14 protein-coding genes and 1 tRNA gene are annotated in these 13,246 nt (G+C 73.4%); 7 read left to right on the top strand and 8 right to left on the bottom strand.

The window, feature by feature from the left end; translation table 11 throughout:
• Nucleotides 1–642, top strand: a complete 642-nt coding sequence (locus IE248_RS21025) for a DedA family protein (protein ID WP_073796073.1) — start codon at nt 1–3, stop codon at nt 640–642.
• Between the two features lie 176 nt (nt 643–818).
• Nucleotides 819–1,316: a hypothetical protein gene (locus IE248_RS21020; RefSeq protein WP_100583471.1), complete on the top strand. Its 498-nt coding sequence runs from the start codon at nt 819–821 to the stop codon at nt 1,314–1,316.
• On the opposite strand, the gene IE248_RS21015 is transcribed toward IE248_RS21020, so the two are convergent.
• Both IE248_RS21015 and IE248_RS38580 read right to left on the bottom strand, forming a co-directional pair.
• A complete protein-coding gene (locus tag IE248_RS21015; protein WP_073796071.1) occupies nt 1,313–1,564 on the bottom strand; it encodes a DUF2277 domain-containing protein in 252 nt (83 codons plus the stop codon). The genes IE248_RS21020 and IE248_RS21015 overlap by 4 nt on opposite strands.
• A 15-nt stretch (nt 1,565–1,579) precedes the next feature.
• Nucleotides 1,580–2,149: a TRADD-N-associated membrane domain-containing protein gene (locus IE248_RS38580; protein ID WP_073796070.1), complete on the bottom strand. Its 570-nt coding sequence runs from the start codon at nt 2,147–2,149 to the stop codon at nt 1,580–1,582.
• Nucleotides 2,150–2,699: 550 nt separating this feature from the next.
• Here IE248_RS38580 and IE248_RS21005 point away from each other — a divergent pair.
• Nucleotides 2,700–2,975 (top strand): hypothetical protein, encoded by a 276-nt coding sequence (locus IE248_RS21005; protein ID WP_190031366.1) that lies wholly within the window; start codon nt 2,700–2,702, stop codon nt 2,973–2,975.
• A gap of 248 nt (nt 2,976–3,223) precedes the next feature.
• Here the strand turns inward: IE248_RS21005 and IE248_RS21000 are convergent.
• Nucleotides 3,224–3,298: transfer RNA gene (locus IE248_RS21000), tRNA-Val, on the bottom strand.
• A gap of 105 nt (nt 3,299–3,403) precedes the next feature.
• On the opposite strand from IE248_RS21000, the gene IE248_RS20995 reads away from it, so the two are divergent.
• From IE248_RS20995 to IE248_RS20985, 3 genes are all read left to right on the top strand, one after another.
• Nucleotides 3,404–4,648, top strand: a complete 1,245-nt coding sequence (locus tag IE248_RS20995) for a hypothetical protein (RefSeq protein WP_229895425.1) — start codon at nt 3,404–3,406, stop codon at nt 4,646–4,648.
• Nucleotides 4,649–5,170: 522 nt separating this feature from the next.
• Nucleotides 5,171–5,878 (top strand): DUF4383 domain-containing protein, encoded by a 708-nt coding sequence (locus tag IE248_RS20990; protein WP_190031365.1) that lies wholly within the window; start codon nt 5,171–5,173, stop codon nt 5,876–5,878.
• A 10-nt stretch (nt 5,879–5,888) separates the two neighbouring features.
• Nucleotides 5,889–6,095, top strand: a complete 207-nt coding sequence (locus IE248_RS20985; protein WP_008739105.1) for an FmdB family zinc ribbon protein — start codon at nt 5,889–5,891, stop codon at nt 6,093–6,095.
• 24 nt (nt 6,096–6,119) lie between these two features.
• On the opposite strand, the gene IE248_RS20980 is transcribed toward IE248_RS20985, so the two are convergent.
• Genes IE248_RS20980 through IE248_RS20965 form a run of 4 tightly spaced genes read right to left on the bottom strand, consistent with a single transcriptional unit; the run spans nt 6,120 to nt 11,396 of the window.
• The gene (locus tag IE248_RS20980) at nt 6,120–6,779 is read right to left on the bottom strand and encodes an O-methyltransferase (RefSeq protein ID WP_190031364.1); all 660 of its coding nucleotides are present in this window, start codon (nt 6,777–6,779) and stop codon (nt 6,120–6,122) included.
• A gap of 17 nt (nt 6,780–6,796) precedes the next feature.
• The gene (locus tag IE248_RS20975) at nt 6,797–7,618 is read right to left on the bottom strand and encodes an HAD family hydrolase (RefSeq protein WP_190031363.1); all 822 of its coding nucleotides are present in this window, start codon (nt 7,616–7,618) and stop codon (nt 6,797–6,799) included.
• Nucleotides 7,615–10,221 (bottom strand): phosphoribosyltransferase, encoded by a 2,607-nt coding sequence (locus tag IE248_RS20970; RefSeq protein WP_229895424.1) that lies wholly within the window; start codon nt 10,219–10,221, stop codon nt 7,615–7,617. Before IE248_RS20970 ends, IE248_RS20975 begins: the two co-directional genes overlap by 4 nt.
• Before the next feature lie 8 nt (nt 10,222–10,229).
• Nucleotides 10,230–11,396 (bottom strand): HpcH/HpaI aldolase/citrate lyase family protein, encoded by a 1,167-nt coding sequence (locus IE248_RS20965; protein WP_073796062.1) that lies wholly within the window; start codon nt 11,394–11,396, stop codon nt 10,230–10,232.
• 205 nt (nt 11,397–11,601) lie between these two features.
• Between IE248_RS20965 and IE248_RS20960 the strand changes: the two genes are divergently transcribed.
• On the top strand, nt 11,602–12,372 hold the full coding sequence (locus IE248_RS20960) for a TerD family protein (RefSeq protein WP_100583476.1): 771 nt from the start codon (nt 11,602–11,604) through the stop codon (nt 12,370–12,372).
• Nucleotides 12,373–12,432: 60 nt separating this feature from the next.
• Here the strand turns inward: IE248_RS20960 and IE248_RS20955 are convergent, their stop codons facing one another.
• Nucleotides 12,433–13,173, bottom strand: a complete 741-nt coding sequence (locus IE248_RS20955) for a TerD family protein (RefSeq protein ID WP_008739112.1) — start codon at nt 13,171–13,173, stop codon at nt 12,433–12,435.
• Between the last annotated feature and the right edge of the window lie 73 nt (nt 13,174–13,246).

Raw genomic sequence — 13,246 nt, 5'->3', positions numbered from 1 at the left:
TTGCTTGAGACTCTGGGGTCGTTGACGACGAGCCCGTGGATCTACGCCGTGGTGGCGCTGTCCATCCTGCTCGACGTCTTCCTGCCGGTGCTCCCGAGCGGGGTGCTGGTGATCACCGCCGCGGCCGCGGCGGCCGCAGCGGGGGCGACGGGTCCGGTACCGGTGCCCGTGCCCGTACCGGAGCGGGTGCCGGACATCATGGCGCTGCTGGTGATCGCCACGACGGCCTCGGTGCTGGGTGACATGGCCGCGTACCGGCTGGCCCGGCGCGGCGGGGCCCGGCTGGACCGCGCCATCGCCCGCTCCCGTCGGCTGACCCGTGCGCACGAGCGCCTGGGCGCGGCCCTGGCCCGGGGCGGCGGGGCCCTGGTGGTGATCGCCCGGTTCGCCCCGGCCGGCCGTTCCGTGGTCTCGCTGGGCGCGGGCAAGACGCACCGCAAGGTCAAGGAGTTCCTGCCCTGGTCGGTGCTGGCGGGCATGGCCTGGGCCGGGTACAGCGTGGCGCTCGGCTACTTCGGCACCCAGTGGCTCGGCGCGACCTGGCTGGGCACCGCGGTGTCGGTCATCGCCCTGTTCGCGGCGGGCGCCCTGGCGGCGTTCCTCATCCGCCGCCCGCCGCCCTCCCCGACCCCGGCGGGATAGCCCTCCCCGCGCCCGGGGGGCAGTCGGCGACCCGTTCCGCCCGTTCACCCGTTCACCCGGCTCCGATCGCCGCGCCGGGGCTCGGCTCCTAACGTCCAGAAGACGGTGCGCAACCGAATCCGCGTCACACCCGTGCCCTGGCCGCGCCGTTTCGAGGAGCCCGAGGAGTCGTCTCCATGTCCCCCACGCGCAACCGGCACCGCCTCACCGGTCTCGCGGCCGCGACCCTCGTCGCCGCCGCGGCCGCCCCCGTCACCCTCGCCCACGCGGCCCCCTCGGCCACCGTGTCCCCCACCTCCGTGGCCCCCGGCGGCCGGGTCGCCCTCAACATCACCGGCTGCGGCACCAAGACCGGCCGGGCCACCTCCCGCGCGTTCGGTGACGTCCAGCTGACCCCGGGCAATCTGGAGGCCAGCAACCTGTTCGGCGGCGCGACCGTCTACAACAACACCCCCAACGGCTCGTACCCCGTCACGTTCGAGTGCGGCGGCGCGGGCGGCCAGCAGATCACGCTCTCCCTGAACGTGACCTCCGGCGCGGCGCGGGGCGGCCTGGGCGGCAGCACGGACTCGATGAGCCGGGGCGAGATCGCCATCGGCGGCTCCCTCGTAGCGGCCTCCCTCGGCGCCGGCGTCTGGATCATCCGGCGCCGCCGCACCCACCCGTCGGCCTAACCCGCGGCGCCCGCGGCGGCGACGGCGGCTCCGCCGCCCGCACCTCTGACCTGAAGGCCTTCCAGCAGGTCCCGGGTCGCGTCGGCGATCGCGTCGACGGCCGCGGCGAACACCTCCTGGTTGTGCGCGGCGGGCGCCCGGAACCCGGACACCTTCCGTACGTACTGGAGCGCGGCGGCGCGGATCTCCTCCTCCGTGGCCTTCTCGGGGATGGACGGCGGGCGCAGGGTCTTAATGGAGCGGCACATACCTCCACTATCGCGCTACCCGGGCAGCTCCGCGCCGGACAATTTCATGATCAAACCGGCTTGCAGCCGCGCCCGCAGCGCCGGGTCCGCGACCTCTCCGAGCAGCTCCACCGCCCGCCGCATCGCTTCCGCGGCCTGCCGGTCCTCCCGTAGCAGGGCACTCTGGTCGGCCATGTACCGCAAGGCCGCGTCGGCCCGCCGGTGGAACAGCTGCCCGATGACGGTGACCACGAGCCCGACGGAACTGGTCACCACCCCGACGTACAGCTCCCCGCTGCTCTCGGCCTTCCACACGCCCAGGCCCACCCCGAACAGCAGGATGGCGCCGCCCATCGCGCCGAACCACTGACTGGTCACGAAACTGGTCCGCGCCTGCGCGAGCCCGTAGGCGTAGTACTCGACGAGCAGACCCGTAAACCCATCACCCCCCGCCTCGACCCTCAGCGCCCCCGAATCGGCATACTTCCCCCGCCCCTCAGGCCCAGCCGCAACCTCCCCCACCCGCGCGAGCAACCGCGCCCGCTCCAAGTCCCTCCTCCGCTCGAACCGACCCCCCACCACACCCCACCCAAACCAACCACCCATCCCCCACTACTTCCCCCCCAACCTCCTCTTGAGTCCGCCCACCCCCGAGTTCCCGGCGCCCGCGGCCAAGCCCTCCGGCCCGCAACCCGGTTACCGCATGACCACCCCGACCCCAGCCGCAGCACGGCCGCCACACGACCAACCACTTGCCCTGATGGTCCTGGCATCCAGAGCTGTTCATGATCGCGGGCCTGGTACAGGGACGATTCTTGGTCGTCGGCGCCCCACACCTGGGCTGAGTCACCCTGCCACCTACCTGATTCGGTCGACGCTCTGACCCAGGGATGGTCCCGCCGACCGCAGCCGCCCGGTAGGCGCAGACGGCACGAACGGAAGCACAGCAGGCACACGGCCCCGGAGACCCCGCGCGGCGCGCACGTTCCGTCAGTCCACGAGCAGCCACAGAGGCGTGCGGTTCACCGAGGGGCCCGTACGCTCCAGAGCGAACGGTGCGCGTCCGTGCTCACGCCTAACGGACGCCCAGTGTGTCGACATCCACCCGATTCACGGGAGGTGGAATCCGGTGGATGTACGAGATCGAGGAGTGGCTGTGGGGTTGCTGATATCAGCCGCGCTTCTTGCCCTCGCTCAATGGGGCCTGAAGTTGATGCAGCTCGGCGGTTTGGCCCTCTGCCTGTTGAGCGGGGCTTTGTTCCTCTGGCGCTTCGGGGTCGCGCGGCGGCGTGAGGCATCCGGCGGCTCGCAGCAAGCAATGCCCTGGGCAGCGCATGTACTTGGCGGCATTGGCATCTCCTTGCTGGTGCCTGCCTCAGCAGCGCTCACCGTGGGGGAATGGCTGGGCCTGTTCGAAGCCTCAGCGGCGTAGACCCGCACCAGGGTCAGGGAAGCCCGCGGTCGAGCTTCCCTTCTGCCCGACAAGGACCACTGCCTTTGATCCGTAGCTCTAGCCGGACCGGTCAGCGACGCCCGTACCGGCTGCTTGTGCCGGCCCTCCCACGGCCCCAATGGAGACCGGTCGCTGAGGCAGCGGCCCGACTGTGGCTGACCGTTCCCGTTGATGTCATTCGTGGATGCAAAAGGCCCCCGACCATTGCTGGTCGGGGGCCTTTTCGCTGGTGGGCGCGGACGGTTTCGAACCGCCGACATCTGCTTTGTAAGAGCAGCGCTCTACCCCTGAGCTACGCACCCGTGGATGAGTGGACAGCCTACATGGCGGGCGGACCCCCCACGCAAACTTGATCCCGTAGGGGAGAATGGAGCGGGGCATGGCGGACGCGGTACGGGAGAGGGATTGTGACGACGGCATCCCGGCGGTGGTTCGGCGGGCGGGACGAGAGTCGGCGGGCGGACGCGCAGGCGGCGAAGGATGCCGCCGCGGCCGCGTTCTACGAGCTGGACACCGCGCAGCGGGACCTGCGGATCTCGATCGAGACCATCGCCGCGGCGGACGGTTCGCCGGCCGCGCGGCAGGCGGCCCAAGGGTTCGTCGCGCTCGGCCGGCGGATCGACGAGGTCAGCCATGTGTACATCGAGGCCGTGGACGCGCACGACCTGGACCGGGTGGATCTGGAGGGCTCCGTCGCGGCGCGGGCGCGGGAGCAGCTGACGCGGGCGCGGGACGAGCTCGTACGGGTCCAGGGCGAGCTGGACCGGTTCGCGCAGGGGCTGCAGCCGTTGCTGGACAAGGCCGAGACGCAGCTGGCCCGGGTGGCGCCGGCGCGGGAGCGGGCCAAGGCGGCGCTGCTGGCGGCCAGTGACGCGCTCGACGCCGTACGGGCCAAGGGCGTGCGTGCCGACGATCTCGCGGCGCGGCTGGCGGCGCTGGGGCCCGAGCTGACCAAGCTGAACCAGGGCGCCGCCCAGCACGGGGTGCAGGAGACCGTGCAGCGGGCGGACCGGATCCTGCGCGACGCGGAGGCGATACGGGCCGAGGCGGCCCGGCTCCCGGAGCGCGCGGCGGAGATCGACCGGCGGCTGGTGAGCCTGCGGACCCGCGCGCAGGCCCTGCGCAACCGGGCGGACCGGGTGGATCCGGTACTGAGCGAGCTGCGGCGGCGGTTCAGCGCGGCGTGCTGGCAGGACCTCCAGCAGGTGCCGGAGGAGGCCGTACGGGACGTGGCCCGGGCCGAGGAGCGGTTGCGGGAGGCGTCCGCGGCGCGCGAGGAGCAGCGCTGGGCCGATGTGACGGCGCTGATCGAGGCGGTACGGGGTGCGCTGGACGCGACCGACGAGGCGGTGTCGGCAGCGCAGGACCGGCTGACCCGGCTGGAGGCGGTGGCGCGGGACCCGCAGGAGGAGGTCCAGCGGACGCGTTTCGCGATCCGGGACGCGCAGCGGCTGGCGATGGCCGGCCGCAGCGTGCCCGAGCCGCGGCACGCTGCGCCGCTGGACGAGGCGGTGGCCCGGGTGGAGCGGGCGGTGGCCGGTCTGGAGGGGCGGCATCCCGACTACTGGCATTTCCTGCAGGAGATGGAAGAGGTACGGGGCGCCGTGTCCCGCGTGGTGAACGAGATCCGCACGGAACGCGGCCACGCGTAGGGGGCCGGGGCCCCAGGGCGGACCTCGGACGCCGGCGCCGCCGTCGTAGCCGCGGCCGGTCGGTGCCGCAGCCGAGCCGGTGCCGCGCCGCGACGGGCCGCACCGGGCCGGGAGCCGCACCGCGCCCGCTGATCGGGCCGCGACGGCGGGTCGGCCCGGGCCTGGAGCCGAGGGTCAGGCCAGAGCCGGGGCCACACCGGGCCGGGCCGTTGGGTCGGGCCATGTCGGCCCATGTCGAGCCGAGCGCCCGGCCGGGGCCGGAGACGGACCAGAGCCAGGGCCAGACTGGGCCGGGCGCCGGGCCGAGCCCGCACGGGCAGCGTCGGTGCGTCGGTGCGTCGGGCCACACCGTGCGCAGGACCGCGCCCGCAGGCCGAACCGGCCCGGTAGCCGGGCCGGACATGGTCGGGCCGCGACGGCGGCCCCGGCCGCCGCGGCCTCGGCCGGATCGTGGTCGGCAGTTGTCGTTGGGGGGTGGGCGGGCGGATGCTTGGGGGGTCGGATGGAACAGAGGAGGGCGCCATGGCTGCCCGCACTGCCCACACCGCCCAGACGCCGCCGCGCGCGCCCCAGGCGTACGCGCCCCATGCGGCGTACGGGTGTACCGAGCCGCACGAGCACTACGCGCCGTACGTCGCCCACGACGGGGACGGGGTCGGTGACCCGCCCCAGTTCCGCCAGGCCGTCGCGCGGGGCGCCGCGCGCGCCCTGCATCCCGTCAACGCCCGGCTCGACGATCATCTGCCCGTCGACCACAAGCTCAGCCAGGTGTACCGGGTCGGCGCCGGCCTGACCGGTCTGCTGCTGGTCGCCTTCGGGATCCTCGGGCTGATCGACCGGATCGGGTTCTTCGACACCGGTGGCGACACCGTGCTGGCCCTGAACACGAACGGCGCGCTGAGCGTCCTGTCGATCTGCATCGGCGCCGTGCTGTTCGCCGGGATGGTGATCGGCGGGACCTTCGCCTCGACCCTCAACATCGTGCTGGGCCTGCTGTTCATCGCGAGCGGCTTCGTGAACCTCGCGCTGCTCGACACGGGGATGAACTTCCTCGCCTTCAAGATCCAGAACGTGCTGTTCAGCTTCGTCGTCGGCGTGATGCTGATGTGGTTCGGGATGTACGGGCGGGTCGGCAGCGCCCTGCCGCACGACAACCCGTACTGGCGCGCCCGCCACCCCGAGCAGGCCGCCAGGGAGCAACGGACCACGTCCGCGCGCGCGAGGCCCTAGCATCAGCCGCATGCCTCGTTACGAATACCGCTGCCGGACCTGCGACGACACCTTCGAGGTCAGTCGTCCGATGGCCGAGTCCTCCGCGCCCGCCGACTGCCCCGCCGGGCACGCCGACACCGTCAAACTGCTCTCCGCCGTCGCCGTCGGCGGGACCGCCGCCGCCGCGGCCCCCGCCCCGTCCGGGGGCTGCTGCGGTGGCGGGGGCTGCGGCTGAACCGACGGGACGACGGTCCCCGGGCTACTTCTTGCGCGACAGCGTCAGGCCGTCCGAGATCGCCAGCAGGACGGAGTCCATGCGGGCGTCCCCGGCGACGTGCCGGTTGTAGGCCTGGACTCCGGCCGCCGAGCCGGTGGCGTTCTCGTCGAGCACCGAGCCGTGGAAGAGCGTGTTGTCGGTGACGATCAGGCCGCCGGGGCGCAGACGCGGTACGAGCTCCTCCCAGTAGCCGGTCTGGCTCTCCTTGTCGGCGTCCACGTAGGCCATGTCGATGTGCGGCTCCTCGGGCATGGCGCGCAGGGTGTCCAGCGCCGGGCCGATCCGCAGCTCGACGCGGTCGGAGACCCCGGCGGCCTGCCAGGCCTCGCGGCCGTACGCGGTCCACTCCTCCGAGACGTCGCAGGTGATCAGACGGCCGCCGGCCGGGAGGGCCTGGGCCATCGACAGGGCCGAGAAGCCGGTGAAGGTGCCGACCTCGACGATGTGGCGGGCGCCCGTCAGCCGGACGAGGAAGGCCAGCAGCGGGCCCTGCTCCTGCGCCGACTGCATTCCGGCGGCGTCGGGGAACTTCGCGTACGTCGTCTCCACGAGCCCCCGCTGGATCTCGTCCAGCGGGGGGTTGTGGGCGAGCATGTACTGGTAGAGCTCATCGGTGATCTTCGTGCTGTTGCCCTTGGTCATGGGCCCAGTGTGCCGAGTCAGCGGCCCGTTCCACCGGCGGAACGCCCGAATGCGCGCACGATTTCCTCGCCCGCCAGGACGCCGGCCTTCGCCAGCGCCGTCACGTTCGGCGCGGTCCAGCCCGCGTCGGCCAGTTCGCCGTGCCCCGGCCGCCACGCGCGGTCCGCCGCGAGCAGCAGGTCCGCGTCGAGCAGCGAGTCGCCGGCGGCCAGGGTCTCGGTCGCCCCGGTGCGCCGGGCCACCTCGCGCATCGCCGCGCTCTTGGTCAGCGGACGCGGCACGGCGTAGATCTTCCGGCCCTGGAGGGAGACGGCCCAGCCGCGGGCCTCGGACCAGTCCACGAGGGCCTTGAGCCACTCCTCGGGGACCAGCGCCCGCTCGACCACCAGGTACGCGAAGAGGTCCTCCGCCAGCCGCGCCTTGCGCAGCCAGGCCGGATCGGCCGTGGCCAGCAGGTGCGCGTGCACCTCCTCCAGCGGAGCGCACTCCGCCGCGAGCCGCCCCGCGACCTGGCGGCGCCAGTCCCGGTCGGGGACCCCGTCGACCAGGAGCTGCCCGCCGTTGGCGCAGATCGCGTACTGGGCGGGGCGCCCGGGGAAGCGGATGCGCTGGTACTGCTTGCGGGTACGGGTGGTCGTCGGGACGAACACCACGCCGGGCTCGGCGGTCAGCTCCGCCAGCAGTCCCGCCGCCGTCTCCGTCATGTACGACAGCGGCTTGCTCTCGTGGACCTCGACGCACAGCAGCCGCGGGGCCACCGGGTCGGGCATGGTCAGGCCGAGGGCGGCCGCCGAGTAGATGAGGGTGCGGTCGAGGTCACTGGCAATCAGGACGGTCACTTGGAGGCCACGGCCTTTCCGTCGGCGCCGGTGGCGCCGCGTGTGAAGCGGGGGTGGATGAGTCCTACGCAGGTGTAAGGCAGCCCGTCGACCTCCTCGACCGGCACGCCGCGCTGCTCGGCGAGCAGCCGTACGTGGTCCAGGTCGGCTCCGGCCCCGCGCTGGGCCAGGATCTTCCAGGGCACGCGGCGCAGCAGTACGCGGGTCGTCTCGCCCACGCCGGGCTTGACGAGGTTCACGTCGTGGATGCCGTACTCCTCGCTGATCCGCTCCACCGCCGCCCAGCCTTCCCAGGTGGGGGCGCGGTCGGCCGCGAGCAGCTCCTTGACCTCGGCGTCGACTGCCTCGGCCACCTCGTCGAAGTGGGCGGCGACGGTGTCGACGAAGCCGACGGAGACATCGGCTCCGGCGAGCTCGCGGTAGAACTTCGCACCGTGGAAGTCGGCGGGTCCGACCAGGTCGGAACGCAGCACCGTGCGCGAGACGAGTCCGGAGACGGTGGAGTTGAGGCAGGCGGAGGGGATCAGGAAGTCCTCCCGGGTGCCGTACGTGGTCACGCACGAGCCGGGGTCGGCGAGGACCACGATCTCCGGGTCGAACCCCTCGAACGCGGTGAGCGCGGCGGCCAGCTCCCGGGTGATCGCGCCCTTGCCGGTCCAGCCGTCGACGAAGACGATGTCGGCCGGGTCGTGGTGCGCGGCCAGCCAGCGCAGCGCGTTGGTGTCGATGCCGCGGCCGCGCACGATGGAGACGGCGTAGTGCGGCAGGTCCAGGCCGTGCCGGGCCCGGGCCCAGCGGCGCATCAGCACGCCGACGGGGGTGCCGGCGCGGGCCAGCGAGACCAGCACCGGGGAGGGGGTCCGCTCGGCGAGGACGGTCTCGGTGACGGTGCCGACGGCCCGGGCTATTCGGGCCGCGGAGGCGGTCAGGGCGCTCTGGTAGAGCTCCTGGTAGGCGGGGCTGGGCTGGTACTCGACCGGCAGGGACTCGGCGTAGTGGGCGCCGCCCGCCTGGATGGCCTCCTCGCGCTCCTCGGTGGGGGCCTCCAGCTCGACGTCGGAGAAGTCCTGGAGCAGCCAGCCGACGTCCTCGGGGGCGTACGAGGAGAAGGCGGGCCCGCGCAGGGGCTCGGACATGATCGGCTCCTGCCGGTCGAGTACGGGAACGGTTGCGGGTACGGACACGGGCGCGGGTACCGGCGCGGGCGCGGGCTCGTACGACGGTACGACGGCCAGCAGGACCCGGCCGGTGTGCGGCGCGAGCCGGGCGAGGAGCCCGTCGGGGGCGTGCAGCGCGGCGGTGTCGCCCGCCCCGTCGACGACGGCGACGACCGCGTCGAACCCGGCGCCCGCGACGTTGTAGGCGTACCGGTCGCCGGGCCCGTCGGCCGGGTCGTCGTGGGCGGGGAAGACGAGCCGGGTGCGGATGGCGTAGCCGGGGTCGTCGACGGCGAGGACGGGCGAGCGGGTGGTGGTCGAGAACCGCACCTCGCGGGCGGCCCCGGACTCCTCCAGGGCCCGCGCGAGGCGCAGCGGCGCGTACATGAGCTCCTCGTTGCCGAGTACGAGGACCCGCCCGGGCTCCGGTCCCAGCGCGGCGGCGATCCGCCCGGCCAGCGCGGGCAGCGCCGCCTCCAGCCGGTCGCGGTCGGCGGGGGCGAAGCCGTGGCGGCCACCGTCGGGGAGCCCGCCGGGCCAGCCGAGCGCGACCCGCTCGACGGCGGCCACGGACCCGGCGGCGGGCCCCGCCACCGACCCGAACCCGGCCCCGGACTCGGCGGCGGACCGCGATCCGGACGCAGCCCCCGCCCCGGACCCCACCACGGCCGCCGGGCCGTCGGCGTCGCCCGCCGCGCCCCGGGTCTCGTACTCCTCGACCAGCGCCTGCCCCTTGGCGAGGACCCCCTCGGGGAGGCTGACCGTGCCGCGGGCCAGGGCGACGAGGTCGATGCGGGCGCCGAGGCCCTCGGCGAAGGCGGTCAGCCGGTCGCGGTCGGCCGGGGAGCGCATGTCCACGAGGGCGACGACGACGTAGTGCCCGCGCGGGTGGCGGGCGTGCAGGTCGGCGATGGTGTTCAGCACGGTGTTGCCGGTGGAGAACTCGTCGTCGACCAGCACCAGCGGCCCGCCGCCGGCGAGCAGCTCCGGATCCTCGGGCAGCAGCAGGTGCGAGGTGGCGTGCGAGTGGGCCTCCTCGAACCCGCCGGCGGGCTCCACGCCCGGCACGGGGCGGCGGGTGGAGTGCAGGTAGGGGGCGAGGGCGAGGCCGTCGGCGACGCAGTGGCCGAGCCCGGTGGCGGTCTCCGCGTACCCGAGGACCACCGCGGCGGCCGCCGCCCCGTCGCCCAGCAGGGCCCGGACGCGCTCGCCGAGCCCGTACCCGGCGGCGTAGACGGCCTCCGGGGACTGCGGGACGTGCTTGCCCAGCACCCGTGAGACCAGCAGGTGCGCCCGCTTGGGATTGCGGCGCAGCGCCAGCCCGAGCAGGGCGTCCAGCCGCGGGGCGGCCGGGTCGCCGCCCTCCTGGAGGCTCACGCCCAGCCGGTCAGCGACCCAGGTTCCCGACCACACCGTGTCGATCTTCTTGCCTCTCTCCGTGGTCAAGGCCCCGCTCACACCTGGAGCCCGGCCGTCAGGAGGTCGACGAAGCCGACCTCCTCCTTCGCCACACCGAAGACCTCCGCGCGCAGCATGGTGCGCTCGGCCCAGGCCCGGTGGGGCTTCACCTCGTTCATTTTGTTCGTATAAGCCGAGCGCAGCACCCCGCCGCCGCCGCGCTCGGGTCGCAGGATGTCCTGGGCGTCGCTGAATTCCTCGTGGGAGACCACGGACAGCGCGTGCACGGGCGTGACGTGGGCGGGGTGGATGCAGGTCTTGCCCAGCAGCCCGTTGGCCCGGTCGAGCTCGATCTCGCGGAGCAGCCCGTCGAGGTCGTGCTCGATGAGGGCGGTGCGCAGTTCCTCGACGCCCTCCTCCAGGAAGGGGCTGCGGCGCAGCTGGGGCTTGAAGAGGCGCTGCTGGCTGCGGAAGTACTCCCAGACCGGGCCGGTGACGGTGAAGCCGGTGCCGTCGGCGCGGCTGAGCACGTTGACGACGTCGGCGATGACGCCCGCGACGATCTGGACGTCGTAGGCGGTCATGTCGGGGGTGCGGCGCAGGCCGTAGGCGGAGCAGAAGTCGGTGACGCCGAGGCGCAGGGCCAGGACCCGCTCGCGGTAGTCGTTGACCGTGCGGGAGATGCCGGAGAGGGTCTCGACGCGGGTTTCGAGGTGCAGCAGCTCGGGGGTCTCCAGGACCGGCATGGCATACAGCCGGGGCAGCCCGGCGCTCGTCTCCGCCTCGGCGACGGCGTCGAGGAAGCCGATGCCGCGGTGTTCGCCGAACTTGGGGAGTACGAATCCGGCCAGCCGGCTAGCGGTGCCGCCGAGCCGGCGCACCAGGTCGGGGATCTGCTCGGGTTCGCGGACCCGGATGAACAGGAGCGGGTGCTCGTCGGCGTCGCCGTCGAGCTCGGCGAACTGCCGGACGAGGTTGTCCTCGCCGCCCCGCACGTCGGCGTCGGAGATCGAATCCTCCAGGCAGAGGACCATGGAGACGACCCCGCGGGCGGCCTGCTTGCGGATGTCCGCCGCGAGGCTGGGGCGGGTGGCGGGGCTGTAGAGGGTGGCCCCGAGGGCGGCCGCGAGTATGCGGGCGGGGGAGGCGGCGGTGAACTCGGCCGGCTCCTGGTGGAAGAGGTCCTTGCGGACCGTGGGCGCTATGTGCCCGAAGTGACGCATGTGCTTCCCTCGTACTGCCTCGGCGGCCCATCTGGCATGGCCGGTAATAGTACGTACGAATGTGATTCAAGAGTTCCTCAAGCACATGAAGTTCAGGTAACCCTCATGCACCATGCCCACGTCTTCGGACGGGGACAAGGCCGCTGACACGCCCGGAGGGGGGCCGCATTGTCCGGTCCGGGCCCGGGAGGGCAGGATGACGGGCATGACGCACGCGATGCAGAAGGGCTCGAACATCCCGGTGACCGCCGTGGCGGTCCGGGCGGTGCTGCGCTGGACCACCGGCCCCGAGGTACCGGACGTGGACGCCTCGGCGCTGCTCGTGGGGGCGGACGGGCGTGTGCGTTCGGACGAGGACTTCGTCTTCTACAACCAGCCCCGGCACCCCTCCGGCGCCGTGTGGCGCCTGGGCAAGAAGCAGATCGGCGACGGGATCACCGACGCCGTGCAGGCGGACCTGCGCTCCGTGCCCCCCGCGGTGGACCGGATCCTGGTCGTCGCCTCCGCCGAGGACGTGCCCTTCGAGCGGGTGCGGGACCTGCGGATCCTGCTCTACGACGCCACCTCGACGGGCGGCTCCGAGCCGCTGGCCCACTTCGACGTACGGCCCGAGACGGGCGCCGAGACGGCGCTGATCTGCGGGGAGCTGTACCGCCGGGGCGAGGGCTGGAAGTTCCGCGCGCTGGGCGAGGGCTACTCGGACGGCCTGGTGGGGCTGGCGACCGACCACGGGATCTCCGTGGACGAGAACGCCCCGGAGGCGGGGGCCGCCGCGGCGGGCCCCTCGACCGACCGGACGGCGGCGATGCGCCCGCCGACCCCGCCGCCGGCGCCGCCCACGCAGGCCCCGCCGGCCGTGCCGCCCGCGTACGGGTACCCGCAGCCGGTCTCGCCGGCCCCGGTACCGGTCCCGGTCCCGGCCGGCGACCCGACGTTCCGCCTGCCGGTCCAGGGCCCCCAGTTCATCCGCCGCTGACGGCCTCCGGCTCCCAAGGGCCCCGGGCACACCGGGGCCCGGCGCCGCTCCCGCCGCGGTTCAGGCCTTGGTGCTCTTGTAGCCCCGCCCCCACTGGAGGCCCCACCCGTACAGCCGGTCCAGCTCGGCCTGGAACCCGTACACGAACTTCACCTCGCGCCGCACCATCAGCTCGCCCTTGACCTTCTCCAGCGAGACCACGGCGCAGGAGCGCGCCTGCGGATGCCGCTCGTCCAGGGCGATCTCGATCCGCGGCCCGGTGCTCGGGTAGAGGGTGACCAGGGCGTGCGTCCGGTCGAAGGCCGGGGTCTGGTCGTAGATGTAGACGAAGACGAGCAGCCGCTTGATCTCGTCGGCATGGTCGAGGTTGACGAAGATCGTCTCGCCCGAAGGCGCCCCGAACCGGTCGTCGCCGCTGAGCTTCACGTACGGCGGGCTGTTGATGTCGCCGTGGAGGTTGCCGAGCGGCTGGACGACGCCCCGGGTGCCGTCGGTGAGCTCGAAGAGGCAGCCGATGTCGAGGTCGACATTGACCATGCCCTGGGTGTGCGCCTGCACCATGTCCGGCTTGAACAGCTTGAACGGGTGCCGCAGCAGCCCGCCGCCCTGGCCCGAGCGGCCCCCTATGTCGGACGTGCGCATCCGCCACGACAGGTTGACCCGCAGGTTGCCGTGCACCGCCCCCTGCTTGGCGAGCGACACCGTCGGCTGCCGCCGGGTCAGCTCGATCGCGTTCGACGAGGCGTTGCCCGACTGGAACTGCATGGCGCGCGCGCCCCTGAGCCCGTCGAAGAATCCCATCCCTGTTTCCCCCCTGGTCCCTCTGGCCTTACGGAAAGAGCGGGGCGGCCCGCAGGGTCCGCAGACCCCGCGG

This window comes from Streptomyces goshikiensis (assembly GCF_014650555.1).
Taxonomy (GTDB): Bacteria; Actinomycetota; Actinomycetes; order Streptomycetales; family Streptomycetaceae; genus Streptomyces; species Streptomyces goshikiensis.
This window is presented reverse-complemented; position numbering and strand designations above follow the sequence as displayed.

Excerpts from the sequence above, each read along its gene's own strand:
- IE248_RS21020 (WP_100583471.1), top strand. The coding sequence starts at position 819 with ATGTCCCCCACGCGCAACCGGCACCGCCTCACCGGTCTCGCGGCCGCG.
- IE248_RS21015 (WP_073796071.1), bottom strand. The coding sequence starts at position 1,564 with ATGTGCCGCTCCATTAAGACCCTGCGCCCGCCGTCCATCCCCGAGAAG.
- IE248_RS38580 (WP_073796070.1), bottom strand. The coding sequence starts at position 2,149 with ATGGGTGGTTGGTTTGGGTGGGGTGTGGTGGGGGGTCGGTTCGAGCGG.
- IE248_RS20990 (WP_190031365.1), top strand. The coding sequence starts at position 5,171 with ATGGCTGCCCGCACTGCCCACACCGCCCAGACGCCGCCGCGCGCGCCC.
- IE248_RS20985 (WP_008739105.1), top strand. The coding sequence starts at position 5,889 with ATGCCTCGTTACGAATACCGCTGCCGGACCTGCGACGACACCTTCGAG.
- IE248_RS20980 (WP_190031364.1), bottom strand. The coding sequence starts at position 6,779 with ATGACCAAGGGCAACAGCACGAAGATCACCGATGAGCTCTACCAGTAC.
- IE248_RS20965 (WP_073796062.1), bottom strand. The coding sequence starts at position 11,396 with ATGCGTCACTTCGGGCACATAGCGCCCACGGTCCGCAAGGACCTCTTC.
- IE248_RS20960 (WP_100583476.1), top strand. The coding sequence starts at position 11,602 with ATGACGCACGCGATGCAGAAGGGCTCGAACATCCCGGTGACCGCCGTG.
- IE248_RS20955 (WP_008739112.1), bottom strand. The coding sequence starts at position 13,173 with ATGGGATTCTTCGACGGGCTCAGGGGCGCGCGCGCCATGCAGTTCCAG.